This window comes from Stenotrophomonas sp. G4, from assembly GCF_003428825.1.
Classification (GTDB): domain Bacteria; phylum Pseudomonadota; class Gammaproteobacteria; order Xanthomonadales; family Xanthomonadaceae; genus Stenotrophomonas; species Stenotrophomonas indicatrix.
In genome coordinates this window covers 1,913,100-1,932,164 of the sequence record NZ_CP031741.1, presented here as the reverse complement: position 1 = coordinate 1,932,164, position 19,065 = coordinate 1,913,100, and the positions used below count along the sequence as shown (strand labels likewise).

16 protein-coding genes are annotated in these 19,065 nt (G+C 66.7%); 6 read left to right on the top strand and 10 right to left on the bottom strand.

Annotated features, from left to right (window positions below):
* Position 1 precedes the first annotated feature (1 nt).
* From D0Y85_RS09115 to D0Y85_RS09105, 3 genes are read left to right on the top strand one after another with little or no spacing between them, the layout of a single operon-like run.
* A complete protein-coding gene (locus D0Y85_RS09115; protein ID WP_033830956.1) occupies positions 2-1,057 on the top strand; it encodes a quinone-dependent dihydroorotate dehydrogenase in 1,056 nt (351 codons plus the stop codon).
* 8 nt (positions 1,058-1,065) lie between these two features.
* Entirely contained in the window at positions 1,066-2,130 is a 1,065-nt protein-coding gene (gene murB, locus D0Y85_RS09110; RefSeq protein WP_117310228.1) for a UDP-N-acetylmuramate dehydrogenase, read from the top strand.
* A 50-nt stretch (positions 2,131-2,180) separates the two neighbouring features.
* Positions 2,181-3,050, top strand: coding sequence for a DMT family transporter (locus D0Y85_RS09105; protein ID WP_051584984.1), 870 nt, complete (start codon positions 2,181-2,183; stop codon positions 3,048-3,050).
* A 252-nt stretch (positions 3,051-3,302) separates the two neighbouring features.
* On the opposite strand, the gene D0Y85_RS09100 is transcribed toward D0Y85_RS09105, so the two are convergent.
* From D0Y85_RS09100 to D0Y85_RS09080, 4 genes are all read right to left on the bottom strand, one after another.
* The gene (locus D0Y85_RS09100) at positions 3,303-4,217 is read right to left on the bottom strand and encodes an IS110 family transposase (protein WP_117310227.1); all 915 of its coding nucleotides are present in this window, start codon (positions 4,215-4,217) and stop codon (positions 3,303-3,305) included.
* 661 nt (positions 4,218-4,878) lie between these two features.
* Positions 4,879-5,886 carry an aminoglycoside phosphotransferase family protein gene (locus tag D0Y85_RS09090; protein ID WP_117310225.1) on the bottom strand — a complete coding sequence of 336 codons (1,008 nt, stop codon included), beginning with the start codon at positions 5,884-5,886 and terminating at the stop codon, positions 4,879-4,881.
* Between the two features lie 141 nt (positions 5,887-6,027).
* Positions 6,028-6,801 (bottom strand): APH(3')-II family aminoglycoside O-phosphotransferase, encoded by a 774-nt coding sequence (locus D0Y85_RS09085; protein WP_117310224.1) that lies wholly within the window; start codon positions 6,799-6,801, stop codon positions 6,028-6,030.
* 97 nt (positions 6,802-6,898) lie between these two features.
* The gene (locus tag D0Y85_RS09080; RefSeq protein WP_117310223.1) at positions 6,899-7,510 is read right to left on the bottom strand and encodes a TetR/AcrR family transcriptional regulator; all 612 of its coding nucleotides are present in this window, start codon (positions 7,508-7,510) and stop codon (positions 6,899-6,901) included.
* Between the two features lie 103 nt (positions 7,511-7,613).
* Here D0Y85_RS09080 and D0Y85_RS09075 point away from each other — a divergent pair, with 103 nt between their 5' ends.
* The gene (locus tag D0Y85_RS09075; RefSeq protein ID WP_117310222.1) at positions 7,614-8,690 is read left to right on the top strand and encodes an MBL fold metallo-hydrolase; all 1,077 of its coding nucleotides are present in this window, start codon (positions 7,614-7,616) and stop codon (positions 8,688-8,690) included.
* Between the two features lie 21 nt (positions 8,691-8,711).
* Here D0Y85_RS09075 and D0Y85_RS09070 read toward each other — a convergent pair whose 3' ends face one another.
* Positions 8,712-9,218, bottom strand: a complete 507-nt coding sequence (locus tag D0Y85_RS09070) for a DNA-binding protein (protein WP_117310221.1) — start codon at positions 9,216-9,218, stop codon at positions 8,712-8,714.
* Between the two features lie 103 nt (positions 9,219-9,321).
* Positions 9,322-10,101 carry an NAD(P)H-dependent oxidoreductase gene (locus tag D0Y85_RS09065; protein ID WP_117310220.1) on the bottom strand — a complete coding sequence of 260 codons (780 nt, stop codon included), beginning with the start codon at positions 10,099-10,101 and terminating at the stop codon, positions 9,322-9,324.
* An 84-nt stretch (positions 10,102-10,185) separates the two neighbouring features.
* On the opposite strand from D0Y85_RS09065, the gene D0Y85_RS09060 reads away from it, so the two are divergent.
* Together D0Y85_RS09060 and D0Y85_RS09055 are read left to right on the top strand one after the other, a co-directional pair.
* Positions 10,186-11,082: a LysR family transcriptional regulator gene (locus D0Y85_RS09060; protein WP_117310219.1), complete on the top strand. Its 897-nt coding sequence runs from the start codon at positions 10,186-10,188 to the stop codon at positions 11,080-11,082.
* Between the two features lie 114 nt (positions 11,083-11,196).
* Positions 11,197-14,316, top strand: a complete 3,120-nt coding sequence (locus tag D0Y85_RS09055) for a discoidin domain-containing protein (protein ID WP_117310218.1) — start codon at positions 11,197-11,199, stop codon at positions 14,314-14,316.
* 237 nt (positions 14,317-14,553) lie between these two features.
* Here D0Y85_RS09055 and D0Y85_RS09050 read toward each other — a convergent pair whose 3' ends face one another.
* Genes D0Y85_RS09050 through D0Y85_RS09035 form a run of 4 tightly spaced genes read right to left on the bottom strand, consistent with a single transcriptional unit; the run spans position 14,554 to position 19,061 of the window.
* The gene (locus D0Y85_RS09050) at positions 14,554-15,528 is read right to left on the bottom strand and encodes an ABC transporter substrate-binding protein (RefSeq protein ID WP_117310217.1); all 975 of its coding nucleotides are present in this window, start codon (positions 15,526-15,528) and stop codon (positions 14,554-14,556) included.
* A gap of 19 nt (positions 15,529-15,547) precedes the next feature.
* Positions 15,548-17,287 carry an amino acid ABC transporter permease/ATP-binding protein gene (locus D0Y85_RS20975; RefSeq protein WP_117310216.1) on the bottom strand — a complete coding sequence of 580 codons (1,740 nt, stop codon included), beginning with the start codon at positions 17,285-17,287 and terminating at the stop codon, positions 15,548-15,550.
* Positions 17,284-17,844 carry a GNAT family N-acetyltransferase gene (locus tag D0Y85_RS09040; RefSeq protein ID WP_117310215.1) on the bottom strand — a complete coding sequence of 187 codons (561 nt, stop codon included), beginning with the start codon at positions 17,842-17,844 and terminating at the stop codon, positions 17,284-17,286. The genes D0Y85_RS20975 and D0Y85_RS09040 overlap by 4 nt, the downstream gene beginning before the upstream one ends.
* Positions 17,841-19,061: a M20 aminoacylase family protein gene (locus D0Y85_RS09035; RefSeq protein ID WP_117310214.1), complete on the bottom strand. Its 1,221-nt coding sequence runs from the start codon at positions 19,059-19,061 to the stop codon at positions 17,841-17,843. The genes D0Y85_RS09040 and D0Y85_RS09035 overlap by 4 nt, the downstream gene beginning before the upstream one ends.
* Positions 19,062-19,065: the final 4 nt, after the last annotated feature.

Below are 19,065 nucleotides of genomic sequence, written 5' to 3'. Positions count from 1 at the left end.
CATGTATTCGCTTGCCCGCCCCTTCCTGTTCTCGCTCGACGCCGAACGCGCCCACGGTCTCGGCCTGTCCGCTCTGGACCTGGCCTATCGCACCGGCACCACGCCGCTGGTGGCCGCACGCATCGCGCCGATGCCCAGCACGGTGTTCGGGCTGACGTTCCCCAATCCGGTCGGCCTTGCTGCCGGCCTGGACAAGAATGGCGAGCACATCGATGCACTGTTCGCGCTGGGCTTCGGCTTCGTGGAGATCGGCACGATCACGCCGCGACCGCAGGCCGGCAACCCCAAGCCGCGCCTGTTCCGGCTGCCTGCGCACAACGCGATCATCAACCGCATGGGCTTCAACAACGCCGGCGTGGATGCGCTGGTGCGCAACGTCGAACGCGCGCGCAACCGGCGCGGCCTGCTCGGCATCAACATCGGCAAGAACAAGGACACCCCCAACGAACAGGCGGCCGATGACTACATCGCCTGCATGGACAAGGTGTACCCGCTGGCCGACTACATCACCGTCAACATTTCCTCGCCCAACACGGCCGGCCTGCGCGAGCTGCAGGAAGAGACCGCGCTGCGGCAGCTGGTCAGCCAGCTGCGTGAACGCCAGGAAGCGCTGGCCGCGCAGCATGGCCGGCGCGTGCCGATGCTGGTGAAGGTGGCCCCGGACCTCAGCGAGCGCGACATCGACGCCGCCGCGCGCGTACTTGGCGAACTGCAGGTGGACGGCGTGATCGCCACCAACACCACCATCGACCACAGCCGGGTTGCCGGCGATCCGCTGGCCAATGAAGCCGGTGGGCTGTCCGGCGCACCGGTGCTGGAACAGTCCACCCTGGTACTGCGCCGCCTGCGTGCACGCCTGCCCGAATCGGTGCCGCTGGTCGGTGTCGGCGGCATCCTGTCCGGCGCCGACGCGGTGGCCAAGATGGCCGCCGGTGCGGCACTGGTGCAGTGCTACAGCGGCCTGATCTTCAAGGGCCCGGCATTGGTCGCCGACTGCGTGGAGGCGATCCGCCGCCGCCGCGAGGCGCCCAGCCGCGGCGCGGTGGCCCCCCTGTGAGCACGCCCATGGACGACACCAACAACGCTGCAGCACCGCTGCGATGGACCCTCACCCACAACGCGCCGCTACAGGCCCTGAACACGTTCCACGTGCAGGCCAGCGCAGCGCAGTTGCTGGAACTGCACGACGCCGCGCTGCTGCCGGAGGTTCTGGCATTGCCGGAAGTGGCCAATGGCCCGCTGCTGGTGCTCGGCAGCGGCAGCAATGTGCTGATCGCCGAAGACCTGCCCGGCACCGTGCTGGTGTTCGGCAACCGCGAAATCAGTTTCCTCGAACACCGTGCGGACCACGCCGTGATCCGCGCCGGTGCCGGCGTGTCCTGGCACGGGCTGGTGATGTGGTCGCTGCAGGAAGGCCTGTCCGGCCTGGAAAACCTGGCACTGATTCCCGGCACCGCCGGCGCCTCGCCGATCCAGAACATCGGTGCCTATGGCGCGCAGGTCGGCGAGTTCATCCAGACCGTAGAGGCCTGGGACTGCCAGGAAAAAACCTGGGTACGGCTGGACAACGAACAATGTGGCTTCGCCTACCGCGACAGCGTGTTCAAGCAGCAGCCGGACCGCTACCTGATCACCGCCATTGAACTGAAACTGCCGCTGCTGCACGACCTGCGCATGGGCTACGCCGGCATCCGCGAAGAACTGCAGGCGCAGGGCGTGGAACTGCCGAGCGCGGTGGACGTGGCCAATGCGGTGATCGCGATCCGTCGCCGAAAGCTGCCCGACCCCGACGTACTGGGCAACGCAGGCAGTTTCTTCAAGAACCCGGTGCTGCCACTGGAACAGGTGGAGGTGCTGCTGCAGCACTTCCCCGAGCTGCCGGTGTTTCCGGCGGACCGCGACGACCGCCGCAAGGTCTCGGCGGCCTGGATGATCGAATCCTGTGGCTGGAAGGGCTTCCGCGAGGGTGATGCCGGTGTTGCGCCCAGCCATGCGCTGGTGCTGGTCAACCACGGCAGCGCCACCGGCACTGAACTGCTGGCGCTGGCACGGCGGATCTCTGCCTCGGTACTGGAGAAGTTCGGCGTGCCGATCGAACCGGAGCCCCGCCTGCTCGGCGCACAGTGGTGAGCACACCCGCCCTACCCGCCAGCGCCACCCCATTGCGGGCGGCGCTGCTGATGCTCGGCAGCACCATGGCGTTCGGCCTGATGGCGGTGGCGATCCGCTACGCCACCCGCTACGTGCCGACCCAGGAAGTGGCGTTCTTCCGCAATGCCTTCGGCCTGCTTGCCCTGCTGCCGATGCTGCTGCGCCCAGGCCATGCACCGTTGAAGACCCAGCAGCTGCCGCGTTATTTCCTGCGCAGCGCGATCGGCCTGGGCTCGATGCTGTGCGCGTTCTGGGCATTGGGCCACCTGCCCCTGGCACAGGCCGTTTCGCTGTCCTACTCCACCCCGTTGTTCGTCACCATCGCGGCGGTGCTGTGGCTGGGCGAAACGGTACGCGTACGGCGCTGGGCAGCGGTGGTGGTCGGCTTCATCGGCGTACTGGTGATCGTGCGGCCGGGCACCGCCGGCTTCACGTCCGGCAGCCTAATCGCCGTGGCCGCCGCCGTGCTCAGCTCGCTGGTGGCGATCCAGATCAAGCAGCTCACCCGGATCGACAGCGCCGACACCGTGGTGCTTTACACCTACGTGTTCTGGGTGCCGCTGTCGCTGATACCGGCCTTGTTCGTGTGGGTCTGGCCCACCGGTATCGCCTGGCTCTGGCTGCTGGCCACTGGCGTGCTGGGCACCATCGGCCAGTTGCTGTGGACACGCGCACTGCGCCTGGGCGAAGTCTCCGCGCTGACCCCGATCAGCTTCCTGCAGCTGCCGCTGGTGACCTTGTGTGGCTGGCTGTTGTTCGCAGAGACGGTGGATCGCTGGACGATCATCGGCGCCGGCATCATCCTCGCCGCCAACGCCTACATCGCCCATCGCGAAGCGGTGCTGTCACGGCGTGCAGCGAGCGTCGCCGCGAGCGCAGCGGCCAAGCCGGCGGAATAAGGGTTCCGGCCGGGCTGCGCCTGGCACCCGTGGTAGTGCCGGCCGCTGGCCGGCAACCTCAACAGCAACAGCCGAAGCAACAGCAACAGCCGCATTGACTGGGGATGGCGGGGTGGTGTCGGATTGCGGGGACGCCGTAAATACGTCCCTGTAGCAACTGTGTTGCAGGAGGAGCCTGGGCCCCTCCTGCAGACGGGCACGGTAGTGCCGGCCGCTGGCCGGCAGCCTCAGGAGCAACGCCCTCTGGTGCGCTCAGGCGGGGATCGGTCCGCCTTGAGCGTCACGCATACGGGCGTTGAGAATCACCAGCATCTTCCGCATCACCGCCACGATGGCCACTTTGCCTTCCTTGCCCCGCGCTCGCAGCGACTGGTAAAAGTCCCGCAGGCGAGGTTCATGCCGCATGGCCGACATGCTGGCCATGTAGAGCACCTGACGGATCTCAGCCCTGCCGCCATGGATGCTTCGTTTGCCACGCAGGGTCCCGCTGTCGTGGGACATGGGTGCCACACCGACCAGGCTGGCCACGGCCTTGCCACTGATCTTGCCCAGCTCGGGAAGATAGCTGGCCAACACGGCCTGCAGGCCCGGGCCAACACCTTTCATCGACTTCAGGACAGCCAGTTGAGGTTGCTGGGCAACCTGCTCGGCAATCTGTTTTCCCAAGCATTCAACCATCGTCTGCAGGTGGGTGATATTGGCCTGCAGCAGTCGGCGCAATGCACGATCAGTCACCATTTGCTGCTGCTGCCGCGCTACGGTCAGCGCGTGCATCGCCTGTCGACGTGCCCGCACAAATTCCCGCATCTTCCGCTGCCAAGGTTCCAATGGCTGATAGGACGGCAGTTTCACCAAGGCCGCCATCTGCGCCAATGCATAGGCATCCAGGCGGTCGGTCTTGGCCATCTGCCCCATCCCCTGGGCCAGCCTTCGGGCCCGCAGCGCGTTGGCGCGGACCACCGGATGACCAGCGTTGTGCAGGAAGTCCAGCACAGGCTGTTCGTAGCCACCAGTGGCCTCCAGCACGATCTGGACGGCCGGATGCCCTTGCAGCCAGAGGTCCAATTCAGCAAAGCCGGAGCGGCTATTGCTGACCTGCAGGGTCTTTCCGTCTGTCGTGCCAACGTCGAGCCGGCGCTTGCTGACATCAATCCCGATCCCGTTCATCACCGGACTCCGTATAGTCTGGAAGGGTCGAGAGCTCCCCGCTTGCCCAGTCTTATCACTGCGAGTGTCAGCTCCAGCAACTGTTCGGGCGGATCAAGGGAGATTCCGGCGTGGGCGCCAAGCTACATGGCGATCGTCGAGATCCAGGCTTACACGGCGGCCCACGCCGGCTCTCGACACCTACGTTGCCAGATTCCAATCAGATAAGGCTTGGCAGCTGCATCCATGCGGCTGACACCCCGCAATCCGACACCACCCCACCTCTGACAGTTTCCAGGTGTCTGGTAGATCCACGCCATGCGTGGATGAATCTCCATCGAAATCGAATGTTTCGACAATTGATCAAATGATCGAAGAGCATCCACGCATGGCGTGGATCTACCGTGTCGACCAAGGTCGACACCACCAAGAGCAGGCCATGCCATCCCGACAGATTACGGAGATCTGTCGAAGGCGGGGTGGATCCGGTTGCGGGGGCGTGAGCGCCATGGATGGCGTGACCGAGCTTACAGGGACGTACTTGCAGCGTCCCCGCAACCGGACCCACCCCGCCATCCCACAGGAGGCCTGCTTTTGCTTTTGCTGTTGCTGTTGCTTCGGCTGTTGCAGTTGCAGTTGCTTCGGCCTCTGCAGGTGCCGGGCGCAGCCCGGCCGCCCCCCCCTACAGCACCTGGTACGCGCGCTCGGCCGCATCGAACACATTGCCCGGCGCGAACTGCTCGCCCAGGTAATGCAGCGCTTGCCGGTGCTGCTGCAACGAGCGCTGCGCCGCGCCGGGGCCCAGCAGCATCTGCTCGAATTCGATCAGGTCCTGCAGGATGCGCCAATGCCGATACCACGCAATCCAGCGCGGATCGCCCAGGTCGCTGCCATAGCCTTCGGCGAAGCCCAGCGGATGCTCGCGCCCCCAGCGACCACCTACCGCGGCGCCGACAAACATCAGGTCACGCTCGCGTGGGGCCAGTGCCAGGCCGTCCCAGTCAATCAGGTGCAGCGCATCGTCCTGCCCCATCAGCAGGTTGCCCGCGTGCAGGTCGGTGTGGCACAGGCGCAGCGCCGGTGCTTCACCCTGCAATTGGCGATGCAGCGCTTCGGCACGCTGGTGAAGTTCGGCGATGCGCGGCCGCTGCTGCTGCCACAGCGCCAGGAACGCACTGCCGGATCGATCCTGCGCCTGCGCCAGCGTAGACGGATCCCGCAACCATGCCCCCACCGTGTCGACCGCTGCGGTTTCAAGCCGCAACGTCGGCAGGGCCTGGCGCAGCGCCGGCGGAATCTCGGCCTCATGCAGGCGACGCAGCACTTCGCCCAGCTGGCGCCATTGCGCACGGCTCAGGGGTGCCTCGAAGCCCGACTGCCCTTCGATGTAGGGGAACAATGTGAACTGCAGGCCCCAGCGCTGCACCGATGCGCCGCCGGTCAATGCCGGCCACGGCGCAACAATCTCTTCGATGCCCAGGGTGCCACGCAGCCAATGCAGGCTGTCCCACACCGCGGGCGCCACCTGGAAGTTGCGGCACTTCAACCACCAATGGTCGTGGCGGGCATCGATGCGGAACACGCACGCATTGGCGTCGGCGCCCACCGGACGCGGCACCACCGCCGTCGCGTTGATGTCGTAGGACTGCTGCAGGACTTCAACGATCTGCTGCGCCGAAGCGAATGACATGGATGCAGGCGTGCTTTGGTGACGACACCTACTATCGCAGATGGCCTTGCATCCGCACAGGCAATCCGGTCACAACATCGGTGTCCCGAGTCGAAGACCGATCCTGCCGCGCCCTGCTGCAACTGCGGATCCTGCATGCACCTAGAAGAACTCGTCCAGCAGGCGGTAGAACGCGAGCCGGCGCTCATCGGCACCGATGCCATAGCGGGCCAGCAAGGGTGCAACCCAACGGGTGTCGCCATAGTTGTGGACCAAGCTGCGTGCGGCCAACGCCAGGTCCTGGCAACGATCAGCCACACCCAGCCGGCCGCAATCGATGAAACCGCTGAAGCGGCCGTCGACCGCCATCAGATTCGGCAGGCAGGCATCGCCGTGCGCCACCACCAGATCCTCATCCGCCGGACACGTTGCGATCAGCTCGGCATGCACCTGCTCGGCGCTCTGGCCCATTCGTTCATCGTCGAAATCATCCGCATCGATCAACCCTGCGGCAACGCGCGCAGCGACCTCCGGCAAGCGCGATGCGAGGCGATGATCGAACGGACAACCGGCAACCGGCAGCGCATGCAGGGCGCGCAGCGCGTCAGCCAGCAGCACGACCACCTGAGCGGGCGCCAGCGTCGGCGACGATGCCAGGTCATGGCCGGGCAACGCGCTCATCAGCAGCCAACGCCGCCCGCCCTCTTCTGCCGTATCCAGGACCGTTGGCACCGGCTGTCCCTGTGCCCGCAGCCAGCGCAGACGTAGGATTTCGCCCTCCAGTTCGCTGAAAGCATCGATCACTTCCGATTTCAGGAACGCGTCCGGCACCCCCTGGCGCCGCACCCGTGCCACATCGGCGCGCGACACGCCGATGCCCTGCATCTCGATGTCGGCATCGTGCCACGTGTTCCGCCACTGCGACGGCAAGGGCATGGCCCCATCCACATTCGCTGCTGTTCCCATCCCCCCTGCTCCCGTTGCGCCGGCGGCCTGGATTGTCTCCGAACCGTACACTGTTGCGCCACGCGGCTTACACCGCGTAGAAGCCCAGGAACATCGCCACCGCCGACTCGGCCACGCGCGTGCGTTCGGCCTGCGCCAGCGGCGCCTGACCCATCGTCACCTGCGGCCAGAACGCGAAGCTCTTCACCAGGCCCTGCAGCTGATGGCCGGCGAATTCCGGATCGACTTGGCGCAGCCGCCCATCGGCAATCGCCGCACGGATCCATGCGCTGACGCCGCTCTCCTTCTCGCCCATGCGGCAGACGATCGCCTGCGCGCGCTGGGGTGAATGGATGATCTCGGCCATCGCCACCCGTGCCAGGTCGATGAAGTTGGCGTCGCCCAACAGGTCCAGCTTCTGCCGCAGCAGCTGCAGCAATTGCACATCCAGCGGCTGGTCGGCGCGGTACGGCAGCTCGACGCTGGCCACGCTGCTCTGCCACAGCTCTTCCAGGATCAGCGCGAACAGTTCTTCCTTGCTCGGGAAGTGGTTGTAGACGGTGCGCTTGGAGACACCAGCCACCGCCGCGATGCGATCCATGCTGGTCGCCTCGTAGCCGGCTGATCGGAACTCCTCCACCGCCGCGCGGACGATGGCCTCGCGTTTGCGATCGGTAAGGCGTTGCGGGGCATGGGGCATGGCGGAGCCAGACAGCTGAACGGATGCCGCCATTTTACACCCGGTAGTGTACTTTCTGAAATCCGGAAACTACACTGTGCAGTGTACCCTGCGGACGTCACCCATGAAGCGCCTGCTCCTTGTCCTCCTGCTCGGAATCCTCGCCGTGACCGCCTATACCTTCTGCAAATCCTGGTCCCTCCCCGACTTCCCCGATTCGCCGCAGTACCGCGAAGGCAAGTTCCGCAATGCCCTGCCGAAACCGGCAATGGGCTTCCGTAATGGCCTGGAGATCTGGTGGACCTTCCTGTTCAACAAGCCCAAGGGCACCGTGCCCGACCATCCCATCCCGGTGCAGGCGCTGGACCGCGCCACCCTGGACGCGGCACCCGACCGCAGCCTGTTCCGGCTGGGGCATTCGACGATCCTGCTGAAGCTGCGCGGCCAGTACTGGCTGACCGATCCGGTGTTCTCCGAACGCGCCTCACCGGTGCAATGGATGGGCCCGGCACGCTTCCATGCGCCGCCGATCAGCATCGACGAACTGCCGCCGATCGCCGGCGTCATCCTCTCGCACAACCACTACGACCACCTCGACCACGCGGCGGTAATGAAGCTGGCCGGCAAGACCGCGCGCTTCATCGCGCCGCTGGGTGTGGGCGACCAGCTGATCGCCTGGGGCGTGGATGCAGCCAAGGTCGAGCAACTGGACTGGTGGCAGTCCACCGAAGCCACTGGCCTGCGCCTGACCGCAACCCCCGGCCAGCATTTCTCCGGCCGCGGCCTGGGTGACAGCGATCGCAGCCTGTGGGCGTCGTGGGTGATCCAGGACGGTGACTTCCGCATCTTCTTCAGCGGCGACACCGGCTATTTCGACGGCTTCAAGGCCATCGGCGAGAAGTACGGACCCTTCGACCTGACGATGATCGAAACCGGTGCCTACGATCAACGCTGGGCATTCGTGCACATGCAGCCCGAACAGACCCTGCAGGCGCACCTGGACCTGCGTGGCAAGTGGCTGCTGCCGATCCACAACGGCACCTTCGACCTGGCCCTGCACGAGTGGCAGCAACCGTTCGAACGCATCAGCGCATTGGCTGCCGCAAAGAACGTGCCGGTGGCCACGCCGATGATGGGCGAGGTGCTGGACATGCAATCACCGACCGCTGGTACGCGCTGGTGGGAGCGTGTGCAACTGTAACGGCCTGTCGCGCAGCGACCCTCAACCGGGATGCTGAACCAGCCGTTCCTGCTCCTTCGCCACATTGATCTGCAGCGCCGCAGCAGCGAGCTCCGCCAGCTCGCTGCTGACCTTCTGGCTGCCGCGCGCCTGCATCCACGAAAGAATATCGGCCAGATGCCAGATCGACGCGCTGCCTTCGTGCACCGGTGCCGGAAACGTCTGCGGGTGCGCGAGCAGCAACTTGCGCATGTTCTGCCGTGACATGCCCAGCAGATCAGCGACATCCGTCAGACCAACCAGATCGATACTGACTTCGATCAGCTCGGCACCGGGTACGGCACGCTGGACATCTCCCAGCGCGGAGCACATCGCCTCAGCGGCACTGCTCGCCTCACGACAGAATTCCAGCGCCAGACTCGCCGGGCTCCCTACGCCCAGCAGTGCATCTCCACATCCAGCATCGTGCAGGTGCCGTTCGAGGACGCCAGGATCACCCGAGGTATCGAGCAGGCGGTATCTCAGGGTGAAGTTGAATTCCGTCTTCAAAGGACCTGCGTCTCCCTGAGTCAGCAAGGGCGGCTACCGCGAGCGCCGCTAGACTGCCGAAAGTACAGAATCTCCGTCGCGTTTCCAGAGGCGAATGCGCCACTCACAGTTCGAGGTGAACTCCAAACCCTGCCTCACCCTCGGCCAACCCAGGTCGCAGCTCAAGCGATGGGATCAGGTAATCACCACCATTCTGCCGCCGGTACGCAATCACCGGATCGCTCGCCAGCCCATCCAGCCGCGCGCCCAGCCCCTCCAGCACGCCAGGCAAGGACGCCTCATCGATACGGCTGCTGCGGTAGATCACGTGCGCGGGCAGCACGTCAAAGCCGGGATAGAACAGGATGCCGTGCTGGATCGGGAACAGCACATCGTCGATCGGCCCATTGATGCCGCGCGGACCGTAATGCGACTCCCAACCACCGGTGGTGACCACCAGCATCGCGCGCTTGCCAGACATCGCGCCCTCGCCATAGCGGTCGCCCCAATGCCGGTCGGAATGTTCGCCCACGCCATAGGCAAAACCATAGGCATACACGCGATCCACCCAACCCTTCAGGATGGCCGGCATCGAGAACCACCACAGCGGGAACTGCAGGATCACCGCGTCGGCCCAGCGCAGTTTTTCCTGCTCGGCGGCGATGTCGGCGCTCTGCCGGCCCGTCCTGAAGGCGTCGCGCGAATCCAGTGACGCGTGGAACGGCACCGAAGGATCCCGCCCGGGGTGATCGTCGGCATCGATCTGCGCCTTCCATTGCATGGCATGCAGGTCGGACACCTGCACGGTGTGGCCGGCGCGTTGCAGGTGCTCGACGGTGAAGGCCTTCAGGCTGCCATTGAGCGAGGTCGGTTCGGGGTGGGCGTAGACAAGCAGAACGTTCATGGTGGTACCAGGGAGGGAATGCCGGCCATGTTGGGTGCCGACACGCTATAGTTGAAATGAATTCCTGCAATCCCCGGCATTGCCATGGACAATACCCTGCGTCGCATCGACCTCAACCTGCTGGTAACTCTGCAGGCCTTGCTGGAAGAGCAGAACGTCACCCGCGCGGCCGAACGCCTGCATCTGGCCCAGCCCACGGTCAGCGTGCAGCTGGCGCGCCTGCGCCACCTGTTCGATGATCCGCTGCTGCTGCCGGGGCCACGCGGCATGCGTGCCACCGCACGGGCCGATGCGCTGCGCGAACCATTGGCCGACGCACTGGCTGCACTGCAGCGTGCGGTCGCACCGGTGCAGGCGTTCGATCCGGCCCAGGCCACGCAGACCTGGCGGATCATGGCGTCGGACTTCGGCGAAACCACGATCGTCCTGCCGGCATTGGCCGACCTGCGCGCGCGCGCACCCGGCACGCGCCTGGCCGTGGTCAGCCTGGCGCCGGCGCAGATGGTGGCGCAGAGCGAACGCGGCGAGATCGATCTCGCCCTCCACATCACCGCCGACGCGCCTGCCTCCCTGCACCATCGCCCGCTGTTCCAGGAACGCTACGTGCTGGCCGGGCGTCGCGACCATCCACGACTGAAGCGGCGGCCGACGCTCAAGCAGTTCTGCGCGTTGGACCACGTGATCGTGTCACCGGATGGCGGCGGTTTCCATGGCGGCACCGACAGCGCTTTGGCGCATGTTGGTGCGCGTCGCAACGTGGTGCTGTCGGTGCCGCACTTCCTGTTCCTGCGCAGCGTGCTGCTGCGCACGGACCTGGTGGCGATGATGCCCTCGCGCCTGGTCGCGCAGGACCCGGCCTTGAAGGCGGTTGCGGCGCCCATTGATGTGCCCGGGTTCGAGATGGTGATGCTCTGGCACGAACGCGTGCATCGCGATCCGGCACATCGCTGGCTGCGCGAGCGTATCTGTGCGCATTCATGAAACCTCGTGCCAAGACCCGCCCGGGAAATATTGCGACGCGTCATGTAACCGGTTACATCCCTTGCTAGCGTAAGCCCGCCCGTTCCCGGGCCCTGCCGATGTGAGGCCTTCGCAATGACGTTGTGCGCTGACCGCTGGACCGCTGCCCGCCTGCCGAACCGGCGCCTTGCCGCGGCCCTGCTGCTCGGCCTGTCACTGGCCGCCACCGCCACCGCACAGAACCTGCCACCGCGCGCGCAATGGCAGGCCAGCGCGTCGTCGCAGCAGGTTCCAGCGATGGCGATCAGCCACCTGATCGACAACGATCCGAAGACGGTGACCGGCGGCGCGTTCAGTCCCGGCCACTGGTTCCAGGTCGATCTCGGCAAGCCTGCGATGCTGGCCGGTGCACGCCTCACCTGGGATGTCTCCAACCCCGAGGGCTATTCGCTGCAGACCTCGCTCGACGGCGAGCAGTGGCAGAGCGCCTACGTCATGGGCGATTCGCTGGGCGGCATCGAAACCCTGTACTTCGCGCCGCGACAGGCCCGCTACCTGCGCTTGGCCAGCCCGCAGCGCACTTCCGACTGGGGCGTATCCATCTTCGAAATGGAACCGCTCGACACCACGCTCAGCGCACGGGTGACCGGGCTGGACGCCACCCAGTCCGCCGCGCTGTGGCAGGGCGGCGGCACGGTTGCCATCCCCGCAGGCAAAGGTGGCATCCACACGCTCGACATCACCCTGCCCCGCGCCCAGCCCAGCACCGGGCTGGCGGTGGACTGGGCCAACGTGCACGGCGCTGCACGCCTGCAGGCGCAGGACGCGCTGGGCCGCTGGCACGAACTGGCGCGCGATGCGCAGGCGGCGACCCGGCAGCAGAGCTGGCTGGCGGCCGACGCGCCACTGGACATCCAGGCACTGCGGCTGACCGTGGAAGGCGATGCCCCCCAGGTCAAACGCATCCGCCTGCTCGGCCCGAAGGCGGTGATGACGCCGATGAAGCGGTACCAGATCGCCGCCAGCGGCGCGCAGCGCGCGTTGTTCCCGGCCTCGCTGCACATGCAGCAGACCTACTGGACCGCAGTGGGCGTGCATGCGGGCCGGCAGAAATCGATCTTCGACGAATACGGCAACATCGAAGCCTACAAGGGCGCACCGCTGGTGCAGCCGATCTGGCGCAGTGCCGATGGCCGCGCGACCGGTGCTGCGGAACAACCGGTGCAGCACGCACTGCGCGATGGCTGGAAGCCGATGCCGTCTGCCACGTGGTCACCGCAGCCCGGGCTGGAACTGCGCAGCGAAGCCTTCGCCATCGAGCGCGACGGGCAACCGGTCACCTTCGTGCGCCATCGCCTGCGCAACACCGGCAGCGCGGCCATCGAAGGCACGCTGACCCTCGCAGTGCGACCGATGCAGATGAACCCGCCGTGGCAGAACGGCGGCCTGTCGCCGATCCGCCAGGTGGCCGTCGAAGGCAACCGCGTGCGCGTCAATGGCCGCACGCTGCTGCAGTCACTCAGCGCGGTGGATGCCGCTGGCACCGCCCCCTTCGGCAACGAAGGCGACACCGAGATCACCACGGCCATCGCCAGCGGGCAACTGCCCGCCGCACAGCAGTCCAGCGATGCCGCAGGCCTGGCAGCGGCGGCATTGAGCTACCGGGTCACCCTGGCACCCGGTGCCAGCGACGCGGTGGTGGTGGCCTTCCCGCTCGGCACCTCCACCGCCGATGCCAATGGCGTGCTGCCGGAAGCACCAGCCCTCAACCTCGCGTCGCTGCCGCGCGACGGCGACAAGGCGTTCGACACGCTGGCCAGCCGCGCCTCCGCTGATTGGCAGGCGCGGCTGGGCCAAGTCGGCCTGCGCCTGCCCGACCCTTCACTGGTGGACATGCTGCGCGCACAGGCCGCCTACATGCTGATCAACCAGACCGGCCCGGCCATGCAGCCCGGTCCGCGCAACTACAACCGCTCCTTCATCCGCGATGGCATGGCCACCTCGGCCGTGCTGCTGCGCATGGGCGAAGCCAAGGTGGCACGCGACTACCTGGCCTGGTACAGCGAACACGGCGTGCACGGCAATGGCCTGGTGTCGCCCATCCTCAACGACGATGGCAGCGTCAATACCGGCTTCGGCTCGGACATCGAGTACGACAGCCAGGGCCAGTACGTCACCCTCGTTGCCGACGTCGCCCGGCTCGATGGCGGGCCGGAAAGCGTGCGTGCCTACCTGCCCAAGGTGAAGGCCGCGCTGCGCTTCCTGCAGGAACTGCGCGAACGCACGCTGGTGCCGGGCTACATGGCCGACCAGCCATCGCCGGAGCGCTTCGCCGGCATCCTTGCGCCGTCGATCAGCCACGAGGGCTATCCCTCACCCACACACAGCTACTGGGATGACTACTGGGGCCTGAAGGGCTGGCATGACGGCGCGTGGCTGGCCGAATCGCTGGGCGACCACGAAACCGCCACGTGGGCGCGCGAACAGTACAAGGCGCTGTATGACGCGCTGCATGCCTCGATCCGCGCGACGATGGCATGGAAGGGCATCGACTTCATTCCGTCATCGGCTGATCTCGGCGATGGCGACCCGACCGGTGTATCGATCGCGCTGGATCCCACCGGTGCGCAGAGCGTGCTGCCGGCCGAGGCCCTGCGCACCACCTTCTCCCGCTACCTGGACGGTGTGCGCAAGCGCAACCAGCCCGGTGCGCTGTATGCCTACACGCCGTATGAAATCCGCAACGTGCTGAGCTACGTGCACCTGGGCCAGCCCGAAGCGGCCGACGAACTGCTGCAGGGCCTGCTGCACGATCGCAGGCCGCTGGAATGGCAGGTGCTGGCCGAGGTCGTGCACTCGCGGTTGCGCTTCCCGCGCTACCTGGGCGACATGCCACACACCTGGATCGGCGCCGAATACGGCCGCACCCTGTTCGGCATGCTGATGCGCGAGGACGACGACGCGTTGTCGCTGCTGCCGGGCACGCCCCCTTCCTGGGTCGCTGGCGAGGGCCTGGCCGTGGACCGCCTGCCCACCGCCTATGGCACCCTGCAGATGCAGGCGCGGCAGCGCGACGGCAACCTGACCGTGTCGCTCGGCAAGGGGCTGCGCAAGGGCACGCCGGTACGCGTGTGGTGGCCCAGCCGTACCCTGCCCAAGGACGTGCGCGTGGATGGGCGACCGGTACGGAACTTCGACAAGGACGGCGTGCTGCTCGATGGCCCGTTCCGCACCCTGGAGGCACGTTGGCAGTAATGCCGATGCAGGAAGCGAAGTGATCGAACTTCTACTCGATGGCAGCGCTGACCCCGGTAGAGGCCGACCTTGGTCGGCATGCCCCGCCTCGCATTCCGGTGGGTGCCAACCTTGGTCGGCAGCCCCTCCTCGCATTCCGGTGGGTGCCAACCGTTGGTTGGCACGCCCTCCGGTAGATGCCGACCTTGGTCGGCACGCCTTCCGTCGAGCAAGCTCGACGCCTACCAAGCGGCATCGCTAGAACCCTGGCAACCCCGGTGGATTGGTCTGCGACTGCGGCACCGCTTCTTCGGCTACGTTCCAGCGCGCCAGCACCTTCGCGTAGGTACCGCTGCTGATCTGGGTGTTCAATGCTTGGGTCACCGCATCGGCCAGGCCACTGCCCTTGCGCGTGGTCACCGAAATCGCCGCTGCGTCCGGCCAGCCACCCGGGAACAGGCCGACCCGGCGCACCTTGCCATCACGCGCCGAATAGGCGCCGGTGGCATTCGGCTCGAACGACACGTCGGCGCGGCCGGTGATCACTGCCAACCGCCCGATCACCGCATCATCGAAGTACTGGTACTCCACCGGTTTCAGGCCTGCGGCGATGTTCTGCTTGTCCCATTGGCGCAGGATCTGGTCCTGGTTGGTGCTGGCCCCCACCACCACTTTCAGCCCTGCCACGTCGGCCGGTGTGGCGATCTTCTGGATCGGTCCATCGGTGCGGGTGTAGATGCCCAGCAGGTCGAAACGATAGCTGGAGAAATCGAACTTCTTCTTGCGTTCTTCAGTGACCGTCACGTTCGACAGCACCGCATCGTACTTGCCCGATTCCAGCCCCAGCGGCCAGTCGGCCCAGGCCACCGGCACCACCACCAGCTTCAGGCCCAGGCCATCGGCGATCAATCGCGCGATGTCCGGCTCCACGCCCACCACTTCCTTGCTGTCGGCACCGTAGTCGGCCAACGGCAGCTGGCCTGGATGGGTGGCGATGGTGAACGCGCCCGGGGTGACGAAGCGATAGCCGGCCGGAATCAGCGCCTGCGCCTTCGGATCGGGCGTGCCCTTCAGTAACTGTGCATTGCTGGCGGCCAGCGAGGTCGCCGCAACGGGCACGCCGTCGGGGTCCTGGCGCACGCGCGAATAGACGATGCCGGCAATGCCGATGACCAGCACACCGACGATCAACAGGGTGCTGCGTGCGGGACGTCGCTGCGATGCTGGGCTCATGGCGGTTCTCGAAGGGGAGTTACAGGGTCTTGGCCAGGAAATCGGCGGTGCGTTGCTGGCGCGGGTGTTCAAACAGCGCGTCCGGCGTGCCCTGCTCGATCACCCGGCCCTGGTCCATCATCACCACGTGGTCGGCCACGCGGCGGGCGAAGCCCAGTTCGTGGGTGACGATCACCAGCGTGGTGCCGGAACTGGCCAGTTCCTCGATCACGCTCAGCACCTCCGACACCAGCTCCGGGTCCAACGCGGAAGTCGGCTCGTCGAACAGCAGTACCTTCGGCTGCAGGGCCAGCGCGCGGGCGATGGCCACACGCTGCTGCTGGCCGCCAGACAGCTGGCGCGGGAAAGCATCGGCCTTGTCGGCCAGCCCCACCCGCTCCAGCAGGGTGCGTGCCTGCTGCTCGGCCTGGGCGCGCGAAATACCGCGCACCGCGATCGGCGCTTCGATGATGTTCTCCAGTGCGGTCATGTGCGGGAACAGATTGAAGCCCTGGAACACCATGCCGACTTCCGCGCGGCGACGGCGGATCTCGCCTTCCGGCAGCTCGTACAGGGTGTCGCCGTCGCGGCGGTAACCGATCAGCTGGCCGCCCACGGTGACGAAGCCGCTGTCAGCGCGTTCAAGATGATTGATCAGCCGCAGCAGCGTGGACTTGCCCGCACCGGACGGACCGATCAGCACCGTCACGCTGCCGGCCCTCAGTTCCAAGTGCACGTCATCAAGCACCGTCTGCTCTCCGAAGGCCTTGCCCACGCCCTGCAGGGACACAGCCGCGCCCGTTCCGGCCTCGATCGGCACGGCAAATGCCGCGCGGCTGGGCACGCGTGCAGCGGTCGCCGCCGCCCGCGGAGCTGCAGACGATACCCGCGACACGTTGCGCTCATGCTGCAGCTGGCCGCGGGCAAAGCGCTGCTCCACCCGCCGTTGCAGCAGCGAAAGCACCGTCAGGATCACCAGGTACCAGACCGTGGCCACCATCAGCAGCGGCACCACCTCCAGGTTGCGCCGGTAGATCACCTGCACGGTGTAGAACAGCTCCGGCAACGCCAGCACGTAGACCACCGAGGTGCTCTTGGCCAGGCCGATCACATCATTGAACGCTGCAGGCAGGATCGAACGCATCGCCTGCGGCAGGATGATGCGGCGCACCTGGCGCCCACGCGGCAGGCCCAACGCGGCGGCCGCCTCGTACTGGCCGTGGTCGACCGACAGGATGCCACCACGGATCACCTCGGCCGAGAACGCCGCCTGGTTCAAGGTGAGGCCGAGCACGGCGGCAGTGAACACGCCGATCAGCTGCGTGGTCGGGTACGAGAACAGGCTGATGCCGGTGAATGGAACGCCCAGTTCGATGGTGCTGTACAGGTAACCCAGGTTGTTCAGCAGCAGCAACAGCACCAGCAGCGGAATCGAACGGAACAGCCACACGTAGCCCCACGACACTGCCGACAACAGCGGTGAACCGGAGACCCGGGCTAAGGCCAGCAAGGTGCCCAGCGCGAAGCCGAGGCCGGTACCAAGTGCGGTCAGCAGCAGCGTTCGCCCCAACCCTTCCAGTACCGGCCGGGCAAAGAACCACTCGGCGAACGTGCCCCAGCCCCAGCGCGGATTGCCCAGCACCGACTGCAGGCCGATCAGGATCAGCGCGAGTGCCAACACCGTGCCGATCACCTGCAACGGATGCCGCGCCGGCACGATCTTCAGCGCCGTGGCCGGCTGGCGGACAATGCCCTCGATGGCAGTGGAAGGCGCACTCATGCCGCCGCTCCATGCAGTGCGAGGGCGGCTGCGTCGCCCGCCTGTGGCTGTGGCACCAGGTGTTTCTCGAACGGCAGATGCGCGATGGTTTCCGGGTCCGCATGCAGATCGAACAACGCGGTGTAGCCGTGGCTGAGGTACAGGCCGACCGCCTCGGGCTGGCGGAAGCCGGTGGTCAGGAACACACGCCGATAGCCCTGCCGAGCAGCCTGGTCTTCCAGTTCCTGCAGCACGCGCCGGGCGATGCCCTGCCGACGCAGGCCAGGCAGCGTCCAGATGCGTTTGAACTCGGCGGTGTCCTCATCGCGATGCGGCATGAACGCGCCACCGGAAATCGCCACGCCGTCGCGCAGCAGCAGCACGAATGCACCGACCGGGGCAGCGAAGGCTTCGGCCGGATAGCGCTGCAGCTCCTCGCGGGCACTGCCACCGATACGCCGGCGCACGTCCGCATAGCGGTGGTCGTACTCCTGCTCCAGGCCGTCGAACAACGGACGCGCCAGCGGGTCGTCCACCGAGGTGTACAGGAACCGATCGTTGTCGTACCGCACGCTCATGCCACGTCCTCCACCAGATAGTGCTCAGCCAGACGCGCCCACAGGCTGGCCGCCGGGGCGATGGCCGCGTCGTTGAACACATAGCGCGGGCTGTGCAGCGGCGCGCTGTCGCCGTTGCCGACGAACACGAAACTGCCCGGCCGCGCCTGCAGCAGGAAGGCGAAGTCCTCGCTGGCGGTACGCGGTGCGAAGGCCTCCACCACCTGCCCCGCACCGAACCCCTGTATCGCCACCTCGCGGATGCAGGCCGTCTGCTCAGGGTGGTTGATCACGCTGGGGAAGCCGCGCGGGAATTCGATCTCGGCACGCGCGCCGAAAGCAGCGGCGGTCTGCTCGGCAATGTCGGTGACCCGCCGGCGCAGCGTATCGCGCACCTCCGGCAGGTAGGCGCGCACGGTCAGCTTCAGTTCCACCACATCGGGGATGACATTGGCCGCCTGCCCACCGTGGATCGAGCCGACGGTGACCACGCCCATCTGCCGCGGATCGACGTTGCGCGACACCACGCTCTGCAGCGCGGTGATGATGTGCGCGGCAGCCAGGATCGGATCGACGCTGCCCTGCGGCTCGGCGCCGTGGCCGCCCTTGCCGATCACCCGCAGACGCGCCCAGTCCACCGAGGCCATCGCCGGTCCGTCGACGAAGCCGAAGTGCCCCACCGGCACGCCCGGCCAGTTGTGCAGGCCATAGATGGCATCGACCGGGAAGCGTTCGAACAGGCCATCGGCGATCATCTTCGAAGCACCCGAGCCGGTTTCCTCGGCCGGCTGGAACACCAGCTGCAACGTGCCATCGAAACGCCCGTGGTGCGCAAGGTAGTGGGCAGCCGAGAGCAGGATGGCGGTGTGGCCATCGTGGCCGCAGGCGTGCATCAGGCCTTCGCGCTGGCTGGCATAGGCCAGCCCGGATTCTTCATGGATCGGCAGCGCATCGATGTCGGCGCGCAGACCCAATCGGCGACGGCCCTGCCCACGCTGCAGCGTACCGACCACGCCGGTGCCACCGATGCCGGTGCTGACCGCGTAGCCCCATTGCTGCAGCAGCTCGGCCACGCGGGCGCTGGTGCGGTGCTCTTCGAAGGCCAGTTCCGGGTGCTGGTGCAGGTCGTGGCGGATCGCGATGGCCTGTTCGGCACGTGCCGCGATTTCGGGCAGCACGCCAGTCGTTGGGGAACTCCGCCGGGCATGGCCCGGCGCTACCGCGTTTTCTCCGCTCATCGCC